This is a genomic window from Hymenobacter telluris (assembly GCF_017313265.1).
GTDB classification, from domain to species: Bacteria; Bacteroidota; Bacteroidia; order Cytophagales; family Hymenobacteraceae; genus Hymenobacter; species Hymenobacter telluris.
In genome coordinates this window covers 61,288-84,950 of the sequence record NZ_JAFLQZ010000005.1, presented here as the reverse complement: position 1 = coordinate 84,950, position 23,663 = coordinate 61,288, and the positions used below count along the sequence as shown (strand labels likewise).

The window sequence follows — 23,663 nt, the reverse complement described above, 5'->3', positions numbered from 1 at the left end:
GTGAAAACTAAACCGGTCGCCGTAGCCACCCGCCACAGAAAGCAGGGCTATTCCGCTCACAAAAAGGGAAAGGTTGAGTGTGCATCTTTTAGCTCGGAAAAGTTGCAAACAGCTACAAGCAGCCTATGGGCTTAGCCCCGGCAGGGCGGGCCGCGCAAGTCGGCCGTGGCGTGCGTGCCCGACCGCCACACCGAAGCCGCGGGCTCGGAAGCAGTGAGGGCATACGCCGCAAAATACGGCGGCAGCTCCACCGGCGGAGCCGGCTGGAACGGCACATCGTAGAAATGGTCGACGTCGCAGTGCTGGTGCTTGGCACTCAACACGGTCTTGCCCTTTAGCGCCCCCGGTGCCTGCGTCGGCTCCTCGGTGGTATGCTGGTGGGCGTGCAAACTCAGGATCCACGCCTCCGGCAGCAGCACCCGCGTAAAGCAGAGCAGCAGCACCAAAGCCAGCCGGGACCGAAGAGTTTGCATATGCAACAATGTGTCGAAGAGAGGCAAAGGTACACGGGAAATTGAAACTTGATTCAATTTCAAGTAAAAACTACTTGTGCATTGGCTCACGCTTAATGAAAGCGTAACTCCTTGGCAATGTGGTGGCAATAAGCCCCACCGACCTTTGCCTCGTTATCAGCGCCATCTTATTTGCCTTTGCCATGAAACTGTTTGCTGCCCGTTTGCTTCGTCAGTTGGCTACTGCGCTTCGGCCGGTGCCAAGCCGCCTCACCCGCAACTCCGAAGAGCTATTTGTGTGAAACGCGGCGCTGCTACAGCTTCATTCTGCTACCGCCCCCGCGGCTTTGCGTACTGGCGGCCAGCTACTATTTTCCGCGCTGATCCGGCCGGCGGAACTAAGCTGGCAGTGAGTGAGGCAGATGCTCCGAGGAACGTATTGAAGCCGAGCGCCGGTAGTGTCAAATTGCTAAAAGCAGCCTGAAAGCTCAACGCTGTAATCAATAGGTTCATCGTTTAAAAGTTCAATGCAAGCGAAAAAGTGCAATTATAGATTTCACTGACTTATACTTTTGTAGCACGTAGGATGGCCGACAAAGGCCCCCTGTGTTGCTCATGATTTGTAATCTGGATTCTCTGTGTCTGCAATTTTATCCTAGGCTCCGGCTGCTGCGCTGGGAGTGGCGTGGGCCTATGTCGTTGGGCCGGTTTCAGGTGGCATTCAGTCAGATGCTGGTATTCGCGTCGCAGCACACGCCTAACCGGTGGCTGATTGACCTGGCCACCATGCCGCCGCTTGGTATCGACGAGCAGGAATGGCTAAGTGAAATGTGGCTGCCCTGCGCCCAAAACTTATCGTTGCGGCACTTGGCGGTAGTGCTACCCAATAGCCTGCACAATCAGTTGGTGATTGAAAACGTCATCCAGGACGGGCGGCAGTATTTCAATGCCAACATGCAGTTCTTCGCCGACTCCACCACCGGCCTCGACTGGCTCACCGGGTCGGCCCAACTTATGCTGGACTTGGAACGGGAATGGCAGGCCGCGCACATAATTCACCTGCAAACCTGAGTGAAGCGTCCTACCAGTAAACGTGGTTGGAGCAGTTTCAAAGTTAGGGTGCGGTAGGGGCGGAGCTTGCCCCCACGCCGGCGCCATTTCACCGATTCCGTTCGATGACGGGCAGGGGCAAGCCTCGCACTTACCGCACCCTGACTCCAAAACCGCTCTAGTAATTGCTGGGCTAGTTGTAGCGGTTGGGTTTCTGCCAAAAGAGAAGCAGCGGAAAATGGAAGTAGCGCTTTAAGTGTCACTTTGACAGCAGTATCAGGCTGGAATAGGTTTTGAAACGGGCCGAAACCGAAGCCGCTTCCTAGCGGAAGCTGGCATATCGTCCGGATAGTTACGTTTTTACACCTCACAGCCCACGTGCCATGCAAGAGAAAGGCAGTATCTCGATTCACACCGAGAATATTTTCCCCATCATCAAGAAATTTCTGTATTCCGACCACGAGATTTTCCTGCGAGAACTGGTCAGCAATGCCGTAGACGCCACCCAGAAACTGAAAAGCCTGGCGCAGCTGGGCGAGTACAAAGGCGACCTGGGCGAGCTGAAAGTGCGCGTGACCGTGGATAAAGAGGCACGCAAAATCACGATTTCCGACCGCGGCCTGGGCATGACGGCCGAGGAAATCAAGAAGTATATCAACCAGATTGCCTTCTCCGGAGCCACCGAGTTTGTGGAGAAGTACAAAGACAAAGATGCCGCCGCCAAAGACCAGATTATCGGTCAGTTCGGTTTGGGTTTCTACTCGGCCTTCATGGTGGCCAAGGAAGTGGAAATCTGGTCGAAGTCGTACAAAGACGACACCCTGACCGCCCACTGGATTTGTGATGGTAGCACCGAATTCACGCTCGACGAGCCCACCGGTGAGCACGCCAAAGCCGAGCGCGGCACCGACGTGGTACTGCACGTAGCCGAAGACTCCGACGAGTTCCTGGAGGAAGCGCGCCTGAAAGGCATCCTCACCAAATACTGCAAGTTCCTGCCCGTTGAAATCGAGTTCGAGGGCGAGGTTATCAACCAGACGGCCCCCATCTGGACCAAGCAGCCCGCTGAACTCACCGACGAAGACTACACCAAGTTCTACCAGGAACTGTATCCGTTTTCGGAAGCCCCGCTGTTCTGGATTCACCTCAACGTGGACTATCCCTTCAACCTGACGGGTATTCTGTACTTCCCAAAGGTGAAAGACGAGTTGCAGTTCCAGCGCAACAAAATCCAGTTGTACTCGCGCCAGGTGTTTATCACCGACGAGGTGAAAGACGTGGTGCCCGAGTTCCTGATGCTGCTGCACGGCGTCATCGACTCGCCCGATATTCCGCTGAACGTGTCGCGCAGCTTCCTGCAAGCCGATAGCAACGTCCGCAAAATCAACAGCTACATCACCAAGAAAGTAGCCGATAAGCTGGCCGAGCTGTACCGCAAAGACCGCACAGGCTTCGAGGAGAAGTGGTCGGACATTGGCCTGTTCGTGAAATACGGTATGCTTTCCGACGAGAAGTTCTATGAGAAGGCCAAGGATTTTGCCTTGGTGCAGAACGTGGCCGGCAAATACTTCACGCTGCCCGAGTACCAGGAGTTCGTGCAAGCCAACCAGAAAGACAAGAACGACCAGACCGTAGTGCTCTACACCACCGACGCCGAGGCACAGCACGGTTTCGTGCAGGCTGCCCAGGACCGGGGCTACGATGTGCTGAAGCTCGATGCCGTGCTCGACCCGCACTTCATTGGGCAGCTAGAGCAGAAGCTGGAGAAAACCTCATTCAAGCGCGTGGATGCCGACACCGTGGGCAAGCTGATTGAGAAAGACGAGCAAACCGAAAGCGTGCTCAGCGACGACGACAAAACCAAGCTGCAAGGCCTGTTCAAATCGGCCATCAGTAACGAGCAGATGCACGTGCAGATTGAGGCCCTCTCGCCCCAGGATGCGCCGGTTATCATCACGGTGCCCGAGTTTATGCGCCGCATGAAGGATATGCAGCGCACCGGCGGCGGGGGCGGCATGCAGATGTTCGGCAGCCTGCCCGACAGCTACACGGTGAGCGTGAATGCCAACCACCCTATTGCCCAGCGCGTGCTACGCGCCGAAGACGAAGCCGGGCAGAAGCTGGCCCGCCAAGCGTTTGACTTGGCATTGCTGGCGCAGAATATGCTGAAAGGAGAAGCGCTAACCGCGTTTGTGAAGCGTAGCGCCGATTTGTTGGCCGCCGAGTAGTTCTTAAGAGTTTAAAGAGTACAAAGCAGTACAAAACCCCAATGGCTATCGGTCGTTGGGGTTTTGTTTTTGCTGCCGGTATTCAGCTTCAGCGAATGAGTTTTATTTGAAACAAGTCCGTTGACAAGTGATTCACGAAAAGAAGTAGCCCATTCAGACGGTAGGCCGGTTGAACGTAGCGCTTTGCGGCGGCTGGAAACAAGCAGTTAGAAACCAAAAATCAGCAACTTCACTCAGGGCACCAAATCCCTATATCTTTACGTTTGATGCTGCGAAAACTGCCTGTGTTCTTTCCAATGCGCCTGTTCCGTCTTACTACCTTCCTGCTGTTGCTGAGTAGCCTGGGGGCTTGCTCTAAAAAAACGGTGTCGTTCAACAGCCGCACCGAGCCACCCGCCGTGGCTCTGGCCGATACGCTTACCAACTCCAGCGACACCACCAAAACGCCGTCGTTGGTGCCCAAGCAGGTGGCGCTGACCAAAGAGCAGGAAAAAGCGGCCAAAGACAAAGAGAAGGCCGAACAGCGCAAGCCCAAGAAAAAGAAGAACGTCTTCCTGGGGGAGCGAATCAAGAAAGCCTACACCAAGTCGGGGCCGAAGGGCAAGAACCAGGTGCTGGAGGTGTTCTACTACTTGAAAACGTTCAAGGAGCCTAATGCCTATTCCACGGCTATCTACTATTTCAACCCCCGCAAGCGTAAAATCTTCCGGGCTAACGGCGAACTGAACCCAGCCGCCGATAAGGTGTTGCATGGCCCATACAAGAAGATGCAGGGCGGTAAGGTCATTGAAACCGGCTTCTTTGCCATGGGTACCAAGCACCTACGCTGGGAGAAGCTCACCAAAGACAACACGCTGGTTAGCAAGATTCACTACGAAATGGGTTTCCCCCGCGACGCCAACGTGACTTACTACGACGCCAGTCAGAAGCTGGTGAAAGAGGTAGTACCTTATGTAAACGGCAAGCTGGAAGGCGACTATGCCCGCTTTCATGAAAACGGCCAGCGCGACTGGGACGGCAATTTCGAGAACGGCAAGCGGGTAGGGGAGTGGACCAAGTACTGGGGCTTCCGGAACCGCCGCCACTACGTGTACGAATACGGCGAATCGGGCTACGACCCTGAGGTAGCTGAGCCAGTACTTATCAAGGAATACAACCGCAACGGTGTGCTGGTCTACGAGAAAGACAAATTCGATAAGCGCGACGCCGTAACCGACCGGCCCGGCAACACCAACACCCGCCGGAATTAGTAGCTGGGCTATTCATATTCAACAGTCAGCCCTCAATAAAACGCATCCTCGAAGTGCTCGATACGTAAGCCGTCGGCGCTGGGCGTAACGGCCAGAATATCGAAACGGATGTCGCCGGTCCAGTTGAGTTGTTCTTGTAACTGCTCGGCGGCCAGCCGGAAGAGCTGCTTCTTCCGTTCTGTCACGAAGGTTTCGGGGTAGCCGAACTGGTTGGAGGAACGGGCCTTCACTTCCACAAATACCAAAAGTTCCTGGCCCCGTTGCACCACCAAGTCTACCTCGGCCCGCTTGTGCCGGTAGCTGGTATGAAGCACCTCAAAGCCGAGCGCCACCATAAAAGCAGCGGCGGCAGCTTCTCCGGCGTGCCCAAGTTCGTGTGCTTTAGAAGGCATGGTACAAGTTGGGCGAACCCAACAACGAAAGACGTTGATAACGGTTTCGGCGCCGAGGGTTCAGATTGAGTTTGGTGCTTAATCTAGTAACTTTGCGCGTTTTCCGGGTTAAGCATCAGTATAAATGGGTGTTGGCAAAAGGCAATGCAGAGCAACTACTCTGCTCCATCTGCTGTCTGAACTTTTACTGGTTGCTTAGCGGGCAACATGGAGAAGTTGGTTGAGTGTAGGTTAGTTGCTAATAGGCGGCTGCGTTTTAGCTTTAGTTTGTTGCCATGGATAGTCAGTATGCGGAGTCAGTGCCAGTAACCCTTCCAGATTCGGTGGTAACAACCGCCGCTCAGAATCGGACTATTCAGGTGCAGCGGCTGGGGCTAGTACCGTATGCTGAAACTTGGGCGTATCAAGAGCAGTTACTAGCCGATACGCTGGCGTACAAAACCCGCAACCGGCAAGCCCTAGAAGCTGGCGCTACGCCGGAAGCAACGCCTAATTACTTGCTGCTCTGCGAACATCCGCCGGTATATACCCTCGGCAAAAGTGGTAAGCCCGAGCACTTACTTCTGACGGAAACAGGCCTAGCCGAGCACGGCGCTACCTTCCACCGCATCAATCGGGGTGGCGACATCACCTACCATGGCCCCGGCCAGCTGGTGGGCTACCCTATCCTCGACCTCGACAACTTCTTCACTGACATTCACCGTTACCTGCGGCTGTTGGAAGAAGCCGTTATCAGCACCCTCGCCGATTATGGCTTGCGCGCTGGCCGGATTGCCGGCCTGACCGGCGTTTGGCTGGACTACGAGGAGGGAGCCGCTAACCCGCGCAAGATTTGCGCCTTAGGTGTGAAGTGCAGCCGGTGGGTAACCATGCACGGCTTTGCGTTCAACATCAACACCGACCTCACGTATTTCAACCACATTGTGCCGTGCGGTATCCCCGACAAAGCCGTGACTTCGTTGCAGGCTGAGCTGGGGCATCCGGTGCCACTAGCGGAAGTGCAGGACCGCCTGTTGGTACACATTGCACAACTCTTCGACGCCAACCTGACCGAGCTATCCGCTCCTTATTATATAGGAGTAACTAGCTGAGCGAATGTAATTGTAAGAGTACCTCCTAGTTTATGAAAGAAGATATCAATTTCGACCCGGTAGAAGGTGTTTCGGTGGCCATAGTGCCCGACGAGGCAGCTGCCACCGAGGATGGCAAAGCGGGCTGGCAGGTGTACTTGCTCAACCACAATGCTTATCCACTGCAGAACGTGATTGTCAACTCCAACGGCTACGGCACTACCCCCGAGGGCGAAGCCGTACGCACTTCTACACTGCGGCACGTTTTCGTGGAAGTAGAGCCCCACACAGCCGTGCCCGTCGAGCCCATTGACCCTGATTTGTTTCATCTTAACAATCAGTACTGGGTGAGCTATTACCGCGACGCCCAAATCTTCGATAAGAAGTTCATTTTTGTCCCGGATTCCATTGTGCCGGCCAATCTTACGCCGATATCCTTGCTTGGGCGGGAAGGAGTACTGCACGGTTAAGCCCGCATTGCGTCAGCCGCGCGGGGGCTAGACTCAGCTATTGTTTTATTTAAGTTGCGTAATGAATACTCTCGGCATTCAATTGAGCTTGTCCTTTCTGTGGGCGTTTCTGGTGGCACTGTTTGCGGTGCCATCTATCATTTACATTGCCCACCTGAAAAACATGCTCGATACGCCCAACGTGCGCACGGTGCATGAGTCCCTGACGCCGCGGCTCGGGGGAGTAGCTATTTTCGCAGGCTTCATGTCGGCCCTCACCATCTTCGCCGACCTCGACAACGGTATTCAGCAACTCCTAGCTGGTTGCATTGTGCTGTTCTTTGTGGGCCTGAAAGACGACTTGGTGACTATCTCAGTAACCAAGAAGTTTGTAGGTCAGCTGCTGGCCACCGGCATCGTCATGATTATGGCCGATGTGCGCCTAACCAGCTTTCAAGGCATTCTGGGAGTACACGAGTTGCCAGTGGGTATCAGCTACGCTTTCACGTTCGTGGTAATTGTGGGCATCACCAACGCCATCAACCTTATTGATGGGCTCGACGGGCTGGCTGGTAGTATTGTTATCATCATTGCCAGCACGTTCGGTTACTATTTCGTGCGCTATGGCGGACCCAACTACAGCAACTACGTATTCGTTTCGGTGTGCCTGATTGGCGGCATCATCGGCTTTCTGCGCTACAACTTCCACCGGGCCAGCATCTTCATGGGCGACACTGGCTCGTTGGTGTGCGGCTTCATCGTATCGGTCCTGACCATTCAGTTCGTGGAAATGGGCTTGAAAGTCGGGCAGCCGTTTGGTTCTTCGGCGCCGTCAGTTGCCGCGGGCATTCTATTTGTGCCGCTCTTTGATACCCTGCGGGTATTCATTCTGCGCATGCTGGCTGGTCGTTCCCCTTTCTCGCCCGATAAAAACCATTTTCACCACCGTATTCTGGCAATGGGGTTTCAGCAGATTGGAACCGTACTGCTGCTTGGCGCGCTCAACATCATTGTAAGTGTCTGCGTCATCAACTTTGCTGAAGTTGGTAATACCCTTTTGATTGGCGGGCTTATTGGGTTTTCGGTGCTGCTGAGTGTGTTCCTGGGCGTATACCGTAGCCGTAGCGCCACCGAGCAGCAGCGGGTGGCCTCTTGAAGTTGAGTTGGGCATGAGCCATTTTCTTACTAGCAGCCGCTCTTTCTGCACTCGTATTCAGCAGTGTCTGTTTGTGTGGTTGTTTGCGCTAGCAACCCTGGTTTCAGCTCAGGCTGCTGAGTATCGCCCCTTGCCCCTGGCTCCTCGTAGTGGTCTTTCTGCTGACTGGCTTATTCACGACGCCACTCGGAACCGGCTAGTGCTTTATCTGCCGGATTATCACGCTCCTGCGCATGCATATTATCAGTGGCTTTCTCTCAATCCAGCGCGCCCCTTTCTAATCAGCTTTGCAGCACGTGAAGGCCAGAGCTTGTTTCTAGACAACCGCTTGGTTTTTACGGCTGCCGCCACGGCCTCTTATACACTGGACTTGGGTCGGTTGCTTCCGAAGGGAACAGGTTACGGAACGCATCTGCTCTGCGTGTGGCACCCAGAGGTAGCCCCCAATTTGAGTTCTTTTACTGATGCGCTAGTAAGAGCTAGCTCTACCGCTATAAATAAGCCTGTTCGTACGGCTTTCGCCCAACCATTAACGCGTAGCCACCCAGGAGAGAATGTATTCCTTTGCTTTCTGCTTCTGATTGGGCTGCTATATGGTAGCATCAGGGCTACTTATCAGCCAGGCTTTGCCCGAATTTATCAGCTAGAAGGTTTGTGGAGTCGTTCCACCGCCCAGCAGGATTTTCTGGTAAAGCCCACGGTAACTTGGCTGAACATCCTGCTGGTTTTGGTGTTCTCCTTGTCCTTTGCGTTGCTTTTGGTAGCCATCCATACCAATGTGCAAAACATCGTTATTCTGCGGCGCCTGTTCGATGTGCCAGAATCAGCGCTGGTAGCGCGGGTGTTGCTCTATACCAGCTTGATAGCAGGGTTTATACTCGGGAAATATCTATTTCTGGAGTTGCTTGGCTACATATTTGATGTTGGCGAGTTGGTATTAGTGCAATACCGCGAATTCATTCGTACCATCTTATTCCTAGGGTTGTTCTTACCCATGGTAATGCTGCTCTACCTAGGGCTCAACCAAACGCTTCCCGAAACTGTACTTTGGGTTTCTAATGGGGTGGTTTCCTTGCTGTTGATAGGCACCGTTATCCGTGTCGCACGCACACTCCACCGAAAGGCTTCCCTCTTAAATTTGCATTTGTTTTCATACCTTTGCGCCACTGAAGTAATTCCTTTAGTAATTCTGCTCAAACTCATAGTTTTTACCTACTAAGTTCCTGCTTTTCAAGGCGGGAATAGGCTGTTGCCAAATTTTCTTATCGACTTAGACTTACCCTTTCCTTTACCCTATGGCCGAGAGCAAAGACAAACCGGGGACAGGCCGCCATGCCAAGCGAATCTCCAGCATTCTTGTCACCCAGCCTAAGCCTACTACCGACGTATCGCCCTATTTCACCATTGCCGATAAATACGGTATCAAGGTGGATTTTCGCGAGTTTATCGAGGTACAGCCTGTATCATACAAGGACTTTCGGAAGGAGAAGATTAACATCCTGGAGCACACGGCTGTCATCTTCACCAGCCGCAACGCCGTCGACCATTTCTTCCGCATTTGCCAAGAGGCTAAGCTGGAAATGCCGGCCGAAATGAAATATTTCTGTATTTCTGAGCAAACTGCTAACTACTTACAGAAGTACATTGTGCTTCGTAAACGCAAGCTATTCGTTGGGCAGCGCACGGCAGTCGACCTTTTTGAAGTAATCAAAAAGCACAAGAGCGAGAAATTTTTGTATCCATGTTCGGATATCCGCAAGGATGATATTCCAGAATTCATGCGGGCCAACAATTTCAAGTTCACAGAAGCTGTCATTTACCGCACGGTTGCCAGCGACCTTTCTGACCTTAGTGATGTGAAGTATGACTGCATTGCCTTCTTCAGTCCTTCCGGCATTAGTTCGCTCTTCATCAATTTTCCTGATTTTCAACAAAATGGCACTAGAATAGCCGCTTTCGGTCCTACAACCGCCAAAGCAGTTACCGATGCTGGCTTAGAGTTGGATATCGAAGCGCCGCAGCCCAATGCGCCTTCCATGACTGGCGCTATCGAAGCATACATCCGAATTCACCACGGTCCGGACATCGGAAAAGAGAAAAACAAAAACGGCAAACAGAGCGCTTAATGCGTCTGGACGGGGAAGCAGAAACATCTGCTTCCCCGTTTGTTTTTTACTTAGGATTTGTTGCACAGGGTTTTTTGCATACATTTGGAAACCTCTTCCATAGACCCACCCTAGTCGTAATACACCTTAAATCAGTTGTTTGTATGAAGGTAACTTTACTTTCCACCCTCCTGTTAACGACCATTGCAGGAACTACTTTCGCCCAACAGCAGCCACAGTTCACCCACTATGGCTTCAATGGGATGTACCTCAACCCCGCCTATGCCGGCATTAAAGGGCAAGGCGAGATAACGGCAATCGGCCGCTATCAGTACTACAACTATGGTGCAACCTTCGACCAAGGAGGTGAGCCTAAAACCTACATGCTGACGGGATCCTTCCCGGTGCAAGTGCTAGGCGGTGGTATCGGTTTCCACGTATACCGAGACGAAATTGCGCAGTTCGAGATGACAAACGCGCAAATCTCTTACTCTAAGCACATTGCAGTAGGCGAAGGGAAATTGGGCATCGGTATCCAAGGGGTCTACAATTACCTCGCTAAGGGTGAATACCGGTTTATTGACGAAAATGACTCGAGCATTCCGCGTGACGGCTCCGACAGCAAGTTTGATGCAGGTGTTGGGGTATGGTACGAGTCGCCAACCTTGTATGCAGGTTTGAGCGTAAACAACCTACTTCGCTCTGAATATGCTTTCCAGAGTGTAACTGGTGGCAATAGTGCGAGGTATATCGGTGAAAATCATTCTTATTTCACCGTCGGATACAATATTGAAGCATCTTCGTCCGTTGTAATTACTCCTTCGGCATTAGTGAAGATGGTAATGCCCGGGAAGTTTGGTGATGATGGAAAGTTCACGTTCAAGAATAACTCGTACGAAGCAAACGTTCGAGCCACATTCAATGACAAGTTCTGGGGTGGTGTAGGATATCGTTACGACGAATCATTTACGGGTATGGCTGGTTTGGCGCTTGCGAAAGACAACGCGTTGCGGATAGGCTATGCTTTCGATTTTATTGCATTCAACCAAGATGCTCGGGCTCTTGGTTCGCACGAGATTATGCTCTCGTATCGGTTGGCTAAGCCCAACCTCAATGGCCGTCCAGCCATTCGCACACCACGCTACAGCTTCTAAGCTCGTCGCTGGCGGTGGGTCATTCCGGCGTTTTGATTGCGTGGAGAAAGGTTTTCTAAGAAGCGGGCACTAACTCGTTGCTTTTCATCGTTTAGCTGGCATCTCTGCCAGTTCACAGACAAATGAACGGCATTGAGCGTTTGGCTTGCGCACGAACGTAAGTTTCGTTAGATTTGCCAATCCTAAAAATTGTAATCTTCTGGTATCGCCGCCTCATCAGTCATTTTACTTCCTCACATGAATAAGTTTTTCGTATTGCCTCTCGTCGCCTTTTCGGCACTGCTTCTAGGGGGCTGTGGTTTTGGCAAAGGACCGCAAGGCGACCTGGTTGGGGCAGAGGATCGGCCCGAATTCAATCCGCAAGAGGTACCTTATGGGATGGTGCCTTGTCCCGGTGGTACATTCCATATGGGCCAGACTGATCAAGACATCTCGGCTTCCATGGTAAACATGAACAAGCAGGTAACTATTGCCGGCTTCTACATGGATGAAACGGAAATCACCAACAACGAATACCGTCAGTTCATGAATGCCATCCGGCAAGATTCGATTGATGTGCTGGGTGAAGAGTATGTGATGACGGAACTTTATCCCGATACTACGGTATGGGTGCGCGACTTCACCTATCACATGGGCGACCCATTGATGGAGTATTACTATACGCACCCAGCCTTCGACGATTACCCAGTAGTAGGGGTTGACTGGTTTGCGGCTAAGTACTTCTGTAACTGGCGCACCAAGCACAAAAACACCGCTAATGAAGAGGCTGGGGTAGCGGGTTTCCCGAACTTCCGTCTGCCTTCTGAAGCTGAATGGGAGTACGCAGCTCGCGGTGGCCGTGACCTCGCTACCTATCCATGGGGTGGCCCTTATCTGCGGAACTCTAAAGGCTGCATGCTGGCTAACTTTAAGCCGGGTCGTGGCGACTACGCTTCCGATGGTTATGCATATACCTCGCCAGTAGGCGCATTCTTCCCCAACGATTTTGGCCTGTACGACATGTCGGGTAACGTAGCCGAATGGTGTGATGATGCTTATATGGAAGCTTCTGTACCAGTGGTTTGGGATATGAACCCAACCAATCCTGATGATAATGAGCCGCGCAAAGTAGTGCGTGGTGGTTCTTGGAAAGATATTGCGTATTTCCTCGAAACCGGTACCCGCAACTTCGAATACCAAGATTCTTCTCGTTCGTTCATTGGCTTCCGTACTGCCATGATTCAGATTGGTATGGGCACGAACAGCCGCTTGAACTAAGTTTAATTCTACATATTATAAAATTCCCTCACCACCCAGTTTTTCTTTTTCCTCCAATCACCAACCTCTTCTTTCAAACAACCAAATCACATGGCAGCTAAAGGCGGTAGTTTTTTGTATGATGTGCTGATGCCTAAAGTTTATGGCATCGGGGCCGCAGTAGTAATTGTAGGTGCTCTATTTAAAATTCAGCACTGGGAAGGTGCCAGCGAAATGCTAATCGTTGGCCTAGGTACTGAAGCGTTAATATTCTTACTCAGTGCATTTCAGCCTGCTGAGAAGACCACAGACTGGTCACTTGTATATCCTGAGTTGTCGGAAGGCTACGACCCTTCTACTGGCAGCAACAAAGTAGTAGAGCAGAGCAACAGCAAAGGTTTGACCAAGAAGCTGGACGATATGCTGAAAGATGCCAATGTAACTCCAGAGGCTATTTCTTCACTGGGCCAAGGCTTGAACCGCTTGAGTACTACCACTCAGCAACTATCTAAGCTTGGTGATGCTACCAACGCTACCGATGAGTACACGGCTAAAGTTCGTTCGGCTGCTACGTCGCTGGAGCGCATCAACGAGGCGTACTCCAACACGGCTCAGGCAATGAGTGCTATGTCGGATGCCACAAAAGATGCTAAAGAATACCATATCCAGGTGCAGACGGTTACCAAAAACCTGGGCGCTCTGAACGCAGTGTACGAAATGGAATTGCAGGATGCCAATACGCACCTCAAGTCAATGAACCAGTTCTACGGCACTTTGAGCCAGGCTATGCAAAACCTGACCGAAGCCGGCAAAGACACCGAGAAGTTCAAAGAAGAGGTATCGGCTCTCACCGGCAACCTGAACTCGTTGAACCGGGTGTATGGCAACATGTTGAACGCTATGCGTGCAACCAGCTAGTTTTTAAGACAGCAGAAAAATCTTCGGGCCCACTATAAATTAGGTAGACGCAATGGCGGGAGGAAAAGAAACCCCACGGCAGAAGATGATCGGCATGATGTACTTGGTACTGACTGCTCTTCTGGCTCTGCAAGTAAACTCAGCAATCTTGCTGAAGTTTAAATTCCTTGACGATAGCCTTTTCGGAATGAACGAAAAGGTATCTAAGGACCATGATGGTACTGTAAAAGGTATTGCGGCACAGGTTGAAAAAAACCGCAATACATCCAAGGATGTAGCCATTCTAAAGCAAAGTGAAGAGGTTCGGACCCGTACCAAGCAGATGATAGATTATCTGCGTGGTGTTCGTGACAAACTCGTAACGGCCACGGAAAATACCAAAGGCAAGAACGAGTATAAGAATATGAGCGCCGAAGACAAAGTTGCTACTACTATGCTTGGTGGTAAGCGTAACGGCGCTGCCTATGATATGAAAGAGAAGCTTAATGCTTACTCAACTTATATTAAAGGAATTGTGCCAAGTGCTACGCCTTTAGCGCTCGATGCGAAAGACGATCCAACGGTAACCGACCCGGAACAGCGTAGCAAAAACTTTGCTGAGTTGAATTTCGAGAACACTCCATTAGTTGCTGCTCTCGCTACTCTTTCTCAGAAGGAAACGGAAGTGCTGAAGTACGAGTCTGATGCACTAACTAAGTTGTCGCAGGAAGTTGGTGGTACCATCATTGTATTCGATAAAGTGGGCGCTTTCGCTAGTGCTGAGTCGAACACAGTGGCTGCTGGTACTAAGTATAAAGCAGAGCTGTTTTTGACGGCTTCAGCTTCCGGCCTTAAGCCATCTATGACGCTGAATGGCTCCCCGTTGGCTGTTGATGCTACTACTGGCAAAGGCAAAGTAGAATTTACAGCTCGTCCGGGCAACTTTGATGCTGCTGGCAACGCTAAAGCTAACTGGACTGGTACCATCCGCTTCAAGCAAAACGGCCGTGATACTACTTTCAAAGTTACTGTGCCTTACACGATTACTAAACCTGTGATGCAGGTGCAGTCGGCTTCGGTACAGGCGCTGTATTTCCGTTGCGGTAACAAGCTGAGTGTACAAGTACCTGCTTTGGGTGCTCAGTATGATCCTAGCTTCTCGGCTTCGGGTGCTGCCACCATCAAGGGTTCGGCTAAAGGTGAGGTAACGTTGGTACCAAACTCGAAAGAAGTAACTCTGAACGTAAGCAGCGGCGGTAACGCCATTGGTTCGCAAACCTTCCAGGTTCGCCCGATTCCTAAGCCAGAAATTAAGTGCATCGTGGGTGGCCGTGAGGCTAACGAGAAGCAGGGCACGCCAATCACGGCAGTACGGAACATGCAACTGCGTGCCGTACCAGACGCTGGTTTCGCTACGTTCCTGCCGGAGGATGCACGTTACCGTGTGTCGCGCTACGAAATCACGCTGGTACGCGGCAAGCGCCCGGCCATGCCAATGATTCCGGTTAATGGCCCGACTGTTGACTTGAGTAGCGTAGTAAATAGTGCTCGTGAAGGCGACCGTCTTTACATCGAAGTAAAACAAGTGCAGCGCATGAACTTCCAGAATAACACTGAGGACGTGAATGTGTCGAAGCAATTCAATATTCCGCTGCTGTAAGCGTTATTCCACTGAACTAACTGCAGCTCCTTTTTGATTATCCCGGTATGAACAAATTCTTTTCTCTCGCCGCTCTGACGGCTGGTCTGATGCTGTCAGGGGCAGCGTCGGCACAGGAACAAGCCACTACGGCGAGCAGCAACGGCTCGTATCGCCCGATTCCGAATTCGGATATCATGTTCCGCAAAACGATTCTGCGGGCCGTTGATTTGCGTGAAAAGCAAAACAAGCCGATGTTCTCGGAAGGCAAAGAAATCAGCCGGGTAATCATTGATGCCGTGAAGCGAGGCGAGTTGATGGCTTACCGCAATGATTCGTTGACCAGAACCTTCACCCCAGCCGAAGTGACAGGCAATATGTCCTACGCTGAAGCTAGTGCGGGCCTCAGCGACGAAGAAAGAGCAGCAGGCTTCTCTGACGAATCGGCTGACGATTGGGGCGCTCCGAAGCCTAAAAAGGGCAGCAAGCCAGTTGCTAAAAAGCCAGCTCCGCCGCCTAGCTACGAGTACCGTTACAAGGACTTGTACCAGATGGAATTGAAAGAGGATATGATCTTCGATAAGAAACGGTCGAGAATGTATCACGACATCAAAACCATCACCTTAGTAGTTCCTTCCACGTTGGCTTCCAATACTTCGGGTATTGAAAAACCAATTGCCACGTTCAAGTACAGTGACTTGGTGAAGGTGTTCCGCAATAATCCGGATAAGGCTATCTGGTTCAATTCGCAGAACGATGCCCAACACAAGAACTTAGCTGATGCGTTTGAGCTGTGGTTGTTCAATTCGTACATCGTGAAGGTTTCGAACCCGAATGATGCTCGTCTGGACGAAATCTACGGTGGGCAGCAGCAAGGTATTCTGGCTTCGCAGCAAGCAGCCGCTGACCTTATTGAGTACGAGTATAACCTCTGGAGCTTCTAGAGCTACGAAGGTTCTAATCTTAGACGAAAAAGCCCCAGCCAATACGGCTGGGGCTTTTTCTTTGCCTTCTATTCAGGAGAAGCTTGTTCTTGCTGAGAGAAGTAGTTGATCAAGACTCGAGCTTTTGCTTTGCCTACTTCCGATACTAGCTCCGCTTCACTCAGTTCTCTGATCTTCTTAACCGATTTAAACTTGCTCAACAATTTATCGGCAGTAATGGGGCCAAGCCCCTTAACATCGGTTAGTTCCGTCTTGAGCGTAGCAGCGTCGCGGCGGCTGCGGTGGAAGGTGATGCCGAAGCGGTGCACTTCGTCGCGCATGCGCTGAAAAAGGCGTAATGACTCGCTTTTCTTATCGATGTAAAGTGGCAGAGGGTCGTTGGGAACGTAGATTTCTTCGAGGCGTTTGGCAATGCCAATCACGGCTATCTGACCCCAAAGGCTAAGGTCTTTCAGTGCCTTAACAGCCATGCCCAGCTGTCCTTTGCCGCCATCGATAATAATGAGTTGGGGAAGTGAAGCGCCTTCGTCAACAAGGCGGCGGTAGCGGCGCGACACGACTTCGTACATGGAGTCGAAGTCGTTGGGGCCTACCACGGTTTTGATATGGTAATGGCGGTAGTCTTTCTTGCTAGCCTTAGCGTTGCGAAAACACACCATGGCAGCCACCGGATTGTCGCCCTGGAAGTTGGAGTTGTCGAAGCATTCGATGTGCTTAGGCAGCTCCGTTAGGCGCAAGTCTTTCTTGATGGTTTCCATAATCCGGACCTCATTCAGGTCCTTGCTGCGCTCATTCATGCTCTCCTTTTCCTTGCGCAGGTACAGCACGTTCTTGATGCTAAGCTCCAGCAGCTTGCGCTTGTCGCCGATTTGTGGCTGCGTGATGGTGACGCCAGGCAGGGGCAAGACCGGCAAGGCAACATTGGTGAGAATTTCCTTGGATTGGCTATCAAACTCTTGGCGCATTTGCATCAGCATTACGGCCAAAATTTCCTCATCGGGTTCGTCGAGTTTCTTTTGTACCTCTACCGACTGCGTGAGAATGATAGAGCCGTTCATTACCTTCAAATAGTTGATGAACGACAGCTTTTCGTTGGAGGCAATACTAAAGACGTCAATATTGGAGAGCGACGCGTTGACGATAGTGCTCTTAGCCTGAAACGCATCCAGCCGGTCGAGCTTCTGCTTGAATTGATGGGCTAGTTCATACTGCATTTCCTGTGCTGCCTGCGTCATCTTCTCCCGGAAGTATTGCTTAGGAATACTCAGGTTGCCATTAAGAATCTGCCGGATCTGCTGGATGTACTGGTTGTAGGTTTCTTCATCTTGCAGGCCCTCGCACGGACCTTTGCAATTACCCAAGTGATACTCCAGGCACACCTTGAACTTGCCAGCAGCTATGTTTTGCGGGGCAAGATTATACGTGCAGGTACGTAGCGGGTACAATGCCCGAATCAGCTCCAATACCACGTTTAGTGAAGACCCATTGGCATACGGCCCGAAGTAATGACCGTCGCCGGGGACTTTGTTGCGCGTGGGAATAAGGCGCGGAAACCGTTCGTTGGTTAGCAGCAGGTAAGGATAGGTTTTGCCATCCTTGAGTAGGATGTTGTACTTGGGCTGATGCTGCTTAATGAGGTTGTTTTCCAGCAGAAAAGCATCTGATTCACTATCTACAATGGTGAATTCGATGCGCTTAATATTCTTGACAAGCTGCTGCGTCTTTTTGTTGTGGTCCTGCTTGGTGAAATAGCTGCTCACCCGCTTACGCAAGTCTATGGCTTTACCCACGTAGATGATGCCTTCGTCGTCGAAGTACTTGTACACACCTGGGCGGTGCGGCAGCTGGCGAATCTGGTCTTGTAGATGGGCTTGGGCGGCCATAAATAGTGGGTTTGCGCTGGTAGTTGTGGTACGCTGATTCAAACAGGTAGTTCGAATAGCAACAAGAAGGGTAGAATATGCTACCCAACCTGCTTAAACAAGAAATGACCAGCAAAAGTCGCTGGTCATTTCTTGTTTTATGTTGCAAGCAACAAGCAATTAGATATCCTCGTTGTTAAGGTCGTCTAAGTCGGCCTGGTTGAGTTTCTGGTCGTACGGGATAGTGTCGCGCTTGGCGCCGTTGTAGTAGCGTGAGCAGTCTATTTCCACACTTAGGGTATCGGGCCTTGGAAAAGGCTTTTTGTCGATGTCGATGTTTTTATCGGCGTACACCTTCTTCATAAAGATGCCATAGAGCGGCAACGCCAAGCGGGAGCCTTGGCCGTACGCGCCAGTGCGGAAGTGGATGCTCCGGTCTTCGCCGCCCACCCACATGCCACAGACGAGGTTGGGCGTGAGGCCCATAAACCAGCCGTCGGAGTAGTTGGAGGTAGTACCGGTTTTGGCACCCATTTCATAAGGAAACTTGAAACCGCCTTTCAGAATGATGCTGGTGCCGCCTTGTTCTTCGGTTGCGCCCCGCAGCATATAGGTCATCAGGTAAGCAGTTTCTTCGCTCAACGGCGTGCGGGTCCGGGGCACAAATTCACGAAGGACGTTCTGGTTTTTGTCTTCGATGCGCGTTACCATGATGGGCTGGGTCCAAACGCCCTTGTTGACAAACGTGCTATACGCACCAGTCAATTCATAAATACTAACATCGGAAGAGCCAAATCCAATGGCGGGCACGGCGTCAATAGGCGACGTAATACCCATGTTTTTGGCGTAGGTGGCAATTACATCAGGGCCTATTTTCTGTACCAGCCAGGCCGTAATGGAGTTCATGGACCGAGCCAAGGCTTGCCGCAGCGTGAAGGTGCGACCCGAGTACGAGCCCTCGAAGTTGCGAGGGGTATAGGCCGGGCGGCCCCGCTCGGCCGGGAAGGTAGTAGCTACGTCGGGGCGCTGGTAGCAAGGGGAGAAGCCCTGGTCGATGGCGGCTACATACACGAACGGTTTAAATGTGGAGCCTGGCTGACGCTTGCCTTGCTTTACGTGGTCGTACTTGATGTATTTGTAGTTGATGCCGCCTACCCAGGCCTTTATCTGGCCGTTCAGGGGGTTCATGGCCATAAAGCCGGAATGTAACAGCCGCTTATAGTAGGCCAATGAGTCCATCGGCGACATATTCACTTCCTTTTCACCCCCGTTCCAAGTGAAGACTTTCATCTTGTACTTCTTATTCAAGTAGTACTTGATGGAGTCTTTGTTGCCATCGTAGCGGGCATTTAGCGACTGATACCGAGCCGTGCGCTTGATAGAGTTGCTCAGGAAGTTTGGAATCACGCGGCCGTTTTCGTCACGCCACGGCTGCTGACCTTTCCACTGCTGATCAAACCACTTCTGTTGCAGCTTCATGTGCTCAGCCACGGCGGCCTCAGCATATTTCTGCATCCGAGAGTCGATGGTAGTGTAAATCTTCAGGCCATCGGCGTAGAGGTCGTGCTCGGTTTCCTTGGCCCATTCGCGCAGCTCTTTGCTAAGCTCGGTGCGGAAATACGGCGCAATACCCTCGTTTTGGTTTTCCACCTTGTAGTCGAGCTTGATGGGCTTGGCTACAGTGGCAGTGTACGTGGCTTCCGGAATGTAATTGTACTTGCGCATTTGGCTCAACACCCAGTCGCGGCGGCGCTTGGAGCGTTCTGGGTTGCGCACCGGGTTGAACCACGAGGGGCCGTTTACCAGCCCTACCAATAGCGCCGATTCTTCTAGTTTCAAGTCACGGGGGTGCTTGTTGAAGAAGGTTTTCGCGGCTACGTTAATCCCGAAGGCATTTGAGCCAAACTCGGCCGTATTGAGGTACATGCGCAGAATTTCGCGCTTGGTATAGTTGCGTTCCAGCCGCACGGCCAAAATCCATTCTTTGGTTTTGGTGATGACCATGCGCAAGCCGGGCACATCGTTCAGCTTGCCGTCGTTGAGGTCTTCCCGAGTGCGGAACAGCATCTTGGCCAATTGCTGGCTAAGGGTAGAGCCCCCACCGCTTTTGCCGCCGCCTACCAAGCCTTTCACTACCCGTGCCATGGCCTTCGGGTCGATACCGGAATGCTGCTCGAAGCGGGCATCTTCGGTAGCAATCAGGGCATCGATGGTGGTTTGGGCTAGCTCCTCGTAGCTAACAGGCGTGCGGTTTTCGCGGAAGTATTTGCCCATAAGCACCCCGTCGGCTGAATACACTTCTGAGGCCAACTCACTGCGCGGGCTTTCCAACGACTTGAGGTTGGGCATTTGCCCGAACAGGTTCAGGAAATTGACGCTAACCGCCAGAATGTACAGCAAGAAGGCAAAAAAACCACCGCCAAACAGCACCCACAAGGTGCGCGTGAAGGCAGTAAAGCGGCCAGACCGCTGCGGTTTACGGGGAGTGTTTTTAGACTTAGTGGCAGGTTGAGCCATTTTTTGAATTAAGAACTAGAAATTAAAAACCAAGAATTGAAAAGCTTAGCTGGACTCTGGCAAATGGGTCAGCGGAATGTTCTCAATAGCGTGCCTCTTAACCTCTAATTGAATTTAACGGTATTTCTGCTCGTAAAAACGCTGGTATTCCTCTACGTCGCGGCGCTGGAGCAGCAGTGGTAGGTTATCAATACCGACAACCAACGTTTGGTAACCCGCGCCCCGCAGTCGGCTTAGCGGCGATTGAGGCCCGCGCAATTTCAAGGCGTATCCTTGAGCCACTTTGGCGCTGGTTAAGCCCTGTATGACTACTAGTTCCAACGATTCGCTGAGGGGTTGTTGCTGCACTTGCAAGTTGCTGGCTTTAAAGAAACGGCTGTTGTAGGTGCCAAGCTGTGCTGGCAAACCTTGCAACGGAACGGCTGCTTTCGGAAAGACCAGAACCACCGCGTGAGCACCTGCCGGGTTAAGCGTAGCCGCATAAGGCGAAGCTGGAGTAGCCGGAGCCGGCGGGGCAGGGGTGGTGGCAGGCTGCGGCGTAGTAGCGGATGGCGTGGGAGTTGTGGTAGGGGTAGGAACCGGAGGCGTAGTGGCTGGAGTATTTGCTATGGGAGCAGATTTTGCAGGTTTTTTGCCTCGGGCGCGTGCTTGAGCCGCCGCCATCCGAGCTGCTTTCACAGGGTCGATGGCCGGGGCAGCCGGAGTAGCTGCCGGCACTGCCGATGAGTCGGCGGGAGTAGTTGACTTAACTGCTTTATCAGCGGGCTGCTTACCCGATTCGGGAGTAGCCGGAGCTTCCACTTTGGGTGCTGGAGTGGTAAGAGTTGCTTTAGGCATTACAGGCGTGTCATAAATGATGCGGACCCGGTTGTTGACCTCGCCAGGGCGGAACATAGACACGGTAGGTTTCTCCGTGGAAGCCAAAGCCCCCTGAATTTCGCCGGTGCTGTATTTCTGGTAGGACGTCAGCAACGTACGAGCCTGCCCGGTTAGAGGCGACTGAGGATAGTCCTTTAGGAATTTCTCTACCGCAGCCTTGGCCACGGGTGGCGTTTGGGTGCGCGTATCCAGCAGCGCGTTCAGGAAGGCTATTCGGTCGTTGAGGTCGTTTTCCGGAAACTTCTTGGCGGTAGCGGCCAGCAGCGCCGAAGCCTTTTTGAAGTCCTGGTTTTTATAAAGCACGAAAGCTGAATCCACCTGAATGGCTACTTCCTTGTTCACCAACGACGTACGCCGTAAGTATTCAGGGTCGGCGGCGAGCCGGGCGTAGGCAGATGTTGGAAACTCCTGGCGCAGCTTTTGGGCGTAGATTTCAGCCTTGGCCAGCTCTTTCTGCTCTTTATAAATAAGGTACAGGCTGTAGTAAGTTTCCGGCGAATGAGTGGTGCGCGGGAAACGCGTGAGCAGCTTCTCATACGTTTCGGCGGCCGGTACTTGCTCCCGTAGCTGCTGGTTATAGATGCCGCCCAATGCAAACAACGCCTCTTCTACTTGCTTCTCCGAAACCGCCATTTGTGCGCTGGTGAGCGGCAGCGCCTGCCGATACTTCGCTACCAAGGCCTTGCGCTGAGTGGCTGGGTCTGCATCTGCGGTAGCTTGGCCTAGGCCATCCGTGGCGCCGGCGGTTACTTTGCTTTGGTTGGCCCCCGCAATGCTAACCGGCACATTGCCGCCATTAGGCGTGACGGGCGAAGAGCTGACTACCGTTACGGTACGCCAGTTGTCTTGTAGCGGCCGGTCGCCCCATTTGCGAATGAAGTCGGCCCGGGCGGTACTCATGGCCGTAGGGTTGTCGAAATACCACTTGGCCCCGGTACTGCCATTAATGAAGTCTTCTGAGTTTATGTCGGTTTGTAGGTCGCGAGAGGTACTCACGCCCGTTGCGGTTTGCCGGTTGTTGTCGCGCTCCTGTTTCAGGGCAAGCGCCTCAGCGGCTTTGCGCTTTGCTTCCAACTCGGCGTCGGCAACGGCCGTTAGGCGCGTGCGCAACTCCACGGTATCCAAGCGCGCCAGCGTCTGCAGGCTGTCCTGCGTTTCAATGATGGTGGCCTGCTGGGCAAAATCTTTCAGAATACCCGCCCGCTCTGAAATGGCTGCATAATCAGGTGCTTCCTTGGGTAGGCTTTGCACCGTGCTATCATAGTAAGCCGCCGCCAAGCGGTATTTCTGGAGGTTCTCGTAGTAGATGCGCCCCGCCAACAGATACGTGTACGACTTCTGGGCCTTGTTGCTGCCGCCCGCCCGTGCCGACTGCCGAAGCAGCGCTAGTGCTTCCTCGTAGCGCTGCTGCCGATAATTGAGCCGCGCCATTTCATAGTAGATTTTGTCGCGGTACTCTTTATTCTTAGTGTCCTTCAGCAGCTTGGCGAAATACTTATCGAGCCGGGTTTTGTCGTCCTGGTTCAAATCGGAAACCTGGCCCAGCATCAGTTTCGAGAAGAAGTCTAGTTCATAAGGTGGGTTCTTCTTCAGAATCTTATTGAGTTCCGCGTAGGCTTTCTTGTCTTCACCCTGCGCCTGATACAGCTGGGCCAGAATGTAACGGGTGCGCGACTGTTCGTTCTTGGGCTCCACCAACGGCACGGCCTTCTCCAGGTTCTCAATGGCCTTGGCTGGCTCGTCTATTTTGAGGTAGTAGTCGGCGCGGGTTAAGAACAGTTCCTTGGCGTTGCTCTCCCGGCCTTCTTCTTTATCCAACACGTCGGATACCGCCTTGGCATTTTCCAGCTCCTTGGTTGCCAAGAAAGTGCGCATCAGCCAAATCAAGGCTTCATGCTTAGCATTCGGGTCTTTGCTGGTGCTGTTAACGTATTTGAAAGTTTTGGCCGCGTCTTCGTACTCCATTTTATAGAAGCGGCTCTTTCCAATCAGCAGGTAGGCGTCGTCGGTCCAGTCAGAAGCCGACCGGTACTGAATGGGCAACGATGCTTTCTTCACCACATCTTCCAAATCGGTAGCCACAGTGGCTACGGTAGCTTCGTCCAGTGTCGGGAATAGAGGCAGCGTGCGGTTGTAGTCGTTCTGCCGCGCCGCGTACAGCTTGGCCTCTACCGCGCGTAGTTTCTCCCGGCCCAGAAAGTAGCCATTGTCGCGGGCTACTACGTTGTCGTAGGCGTGGCCTACCATGCTACGGCGCTCCGAGGCACAGCCACCCATGCCAGCCATAAGCAGCAACGCAGCCACCGGAACGGAAAACAGGCGAAAAGTCGAGTATCGAGTCAAGGCAAGAACAGGTCGGAAGTACGGATTTACAGCTACGCCA

General features: G+C 52.4%; 18 protein-coding genes. 13 read left to right on the top strand and 5 right to left on the bottom strand.

Translation table 11 applies throughout. The annotated features are described in order from the left end of the window. Window positions 1-131 precede the first annotated feature (131 nt). Window positions 132-473 (bottom strand): hypothetical protein, encoded by a 342-nt coding sequence (locus J0X19_RS09965; protein WP_206984209.1) that lies wholly within the window; start codon window positions 471-473, stop codon window positions 132-134. 594 nt (window positions 474-1,067) lie between these two features. Between J0X19_RS09965 and J0X19_RS09960 the strand changes: the two genes are divergently transcribed. The 3 genes from J0X19_RS09960 to J0X19_RS09950 all read left to right on the top strand — a co-directional run bounded on the left by J0X19_RS09960 (window position 1,068) and on the right by J0X19_RS09950 (window position 4,980). Further along, window positions 1,068-1,523, top strand: coding sequence for a hypothetical protein (locus J0X19_RS09960; protein WP_206984208.1), 456 nt, complete (start codon window positions 1,068-1,070; stop codon window positions 1,521-1,523). Window positions 1,524-1,885: 362 nt separating this feature from the next. Then, complete coding sequence (gene htpG, locus J0X19_RS09955) at window positions 1,886-3,730, top strand: molecular chaperone HtpG (RefSeq protein ID WP_206984207.1); 1,845 nt, start codon at window positions 1,886-1,888, stop codon at window positions 3,728-3,730. A 296-nt stretch (window positions 3,731-4,026) separates the two neighbouring features. Beyond that, window positions 4,027-4,980 (top strand): toxin-antitoxin system YwqK family antitoxin, encoded by a 954-nt coding sequence (locus tag J0X19_RS09950; protein WP_206984206.1) that lies wholly within the window; start codon window positions 4,027-4,029, stop codon window positions 4,978-4,980. Window positions 4,981-5,012: 32 nt separating this feature from the next. Here J0X19_RS09950 and J0X19_RS09945 read toward each other — a convergent pair whose 3' ends face one another. Beyond that, window positions 5,013-5,372 carry a YraN family protein gene (locus J0X19_RS09945; RefSeq protein WP_206984205.1) on the bottom strand — a complete coding sequence of 120 codons (360 nt, stop codon included), beginning with the start codon at window positions 5,370-5,372 and terminating at the stop codon, window positions 5,013-5,015. A 275-nt stretch (window positions 5,373-5,647) separates the two neighbouring features. Between J0X19_RS09945 and lipB the strand changes: the two genes are divergently transcribed. The 10 genes from lipB to porN all read left to right on the top strand — a co-directional run bounded on the left by lipB (window position 5,648) and on the right by porN (window position 16,022). Continuing rightward, entirely contained in the window at window positions 5,648-6,463 is an 816-nt protein-coding gene (gene lipB / locus J0X19_RS09940; protein ID WP_206984204.1) for a lipoyl(octanoyl) transferase LipB, read from the top strand. Between the two features lie 32 nt (window positions 6,464-6,495). After that, window positions 6,496-6,912: a hypothetical protein gene (locus tag J0X19_RS09935; RefSeq protein WP_206984203.1), complete on the top strand. Its 417-nt coding sequence runs from the start codon at window positions 6,496-6,498 to the stop codon at window positions 6,910-6,912. Between the two features lie 61 nt (window positions 6,913-6,973). Further along, window positions 6,974-8,047 (top strand): MraY family glycosyltransferase, encoded by a 1,074-nt coding sequence (locus J0X19_RS09930; RefSeq protein WP_242582405.1) that lies wholly within the window; start codon window positions 6,974-6,976, stop codon window positions 8,045-8,047. Between the two features lie 13 nt (window positions 8,048-8,060). Next, window positions 8,061-9,266, top strand: coding sequence for a DUF4271 domain-containing protein (locus J0X19_RS09925; RefSeq protein ID WP_206984202.1), 1,206 nt, complete (start codon window positions 8,061-8,063; stop codon window positions 9,264-9,266). A gap of 76 nt (window positions 9,267-9,342) precedes the next feature. Next, window positions 9,343-10,173 (top strand): uroporphyrinogen-III synthase, encoded by an 831-nt coding sequence (locus J0X19_RS09920; RefSeq protein ID WP_206984201.1) that lies wholly within the window; start codon window positions 9,343-9,345, stop codon window positions 10,171-10,173. Between the two features lie 143 nt (window positions 10,174-10,316). Then, on the top strand, window positions 10,317-11,306 hold the full coding sequence (locus J0X19_RS09915) for a PorP/SprF family type IX secretion system membrane protein (RefSeq protein WP_206984200.1): 990 nt from the start codon (window positions 10,317-10,319) through the stop codon (window positions 11,304-11,306). Window positions 11,307-11,543: 237 nt separating this feature from the next. Next, entirely contained in the window at window positions 11,544-12,563 is a 1,020-nt protein-coding gene (gene porK, locus J0X19_RS09910) for a T9SS ring complex lipoprotein PorK/GldK (RefSeq protein ID WP_206984199.1), read from the top strand. Window positions 12,564-12,653: 90 nt separating this feature from the next. Beyond that, entirely contained in the window at window positions 12,654-13,460 is an 807-nt protein-coding gene (porL, locus tag J0X19_RS09905; protein ID WP_206984198.1) for a type IX secretion system motor protein PorL/GldL, read from the top strand. A 52-nt stretch (window positions 13,461-13,512) separates the two neighbouring features. Then, window positions 13,513-15,099 (top strand): type IX secretion system motor protein PorM/GldM, encoded by a 1,587-nt coding sequence (gene porM / locus J0X19_RS09900; protein ID WP_206984197.1) that lies wholly within the window; start codon window positions 13,513-13,515, stop codon window positions 15,097-15,099. 47 nt (window positions 15,100-15,146) lie between these two features. Then, window positions 15,147-16,022: a type IX secretion system ring subunit PorN/GldN gene (gene porN / locus J0X19_RS09895; RefSeq protein ID WP_206984196.1), complete on the top strand. Its 876-nt coding sequence runs from the start codon at window positions 15,147-15,149 to the stop codon at window positions 16,020-16,022. Window positions 16,023-16,090: 68 nt separating this feature from the next. Here the strand turns inward: porN and uvrC are convergent, their stop codons facing one another. From uvrC to porW, 3 genes are all read right to left on the bottom strand, one after another. Then, window positions 16,091-17,905, bottom strand: a complete 1,815-nt coding sequence (gene uvrC / locus J0X19_RS09890; protein WP_206984195.1) for an excinuclease ABC subunit UvrC — start codon at window positions 17,903-17,905, stop codon at window positions 16,091-16,093. 159 nt (window positions 17,906-18,064) lie between these two features. After that, window positions 18,065-20,401, bottom strand: coding sequence for a penicillin-binding protein 1A (locus tag J0X19_RS09885; RefSeq protein WP_206984194.1), 2,337 nt, complete (start codon window positions 20,399-20,401; stop codon window positions 18,065-18,067). Between the two features lie 114 nt (window positions 20,402-20,515). Next, on the bottom strand, window positions 20,516-23,623 hold the full coding sequence (gene porW / locus J0X19_RS09880; RefSeq protein ID WP_206984193.1) for a type IX secretion system periplasmic lipoprotein PorW/SprE: 3,108 nt from the start codon (window positions 23,621-23,623) through the stop codon (window positions 20,516-20,518). Window positions 23,624-23,663 lie beyond the last annotated feature (40 nt).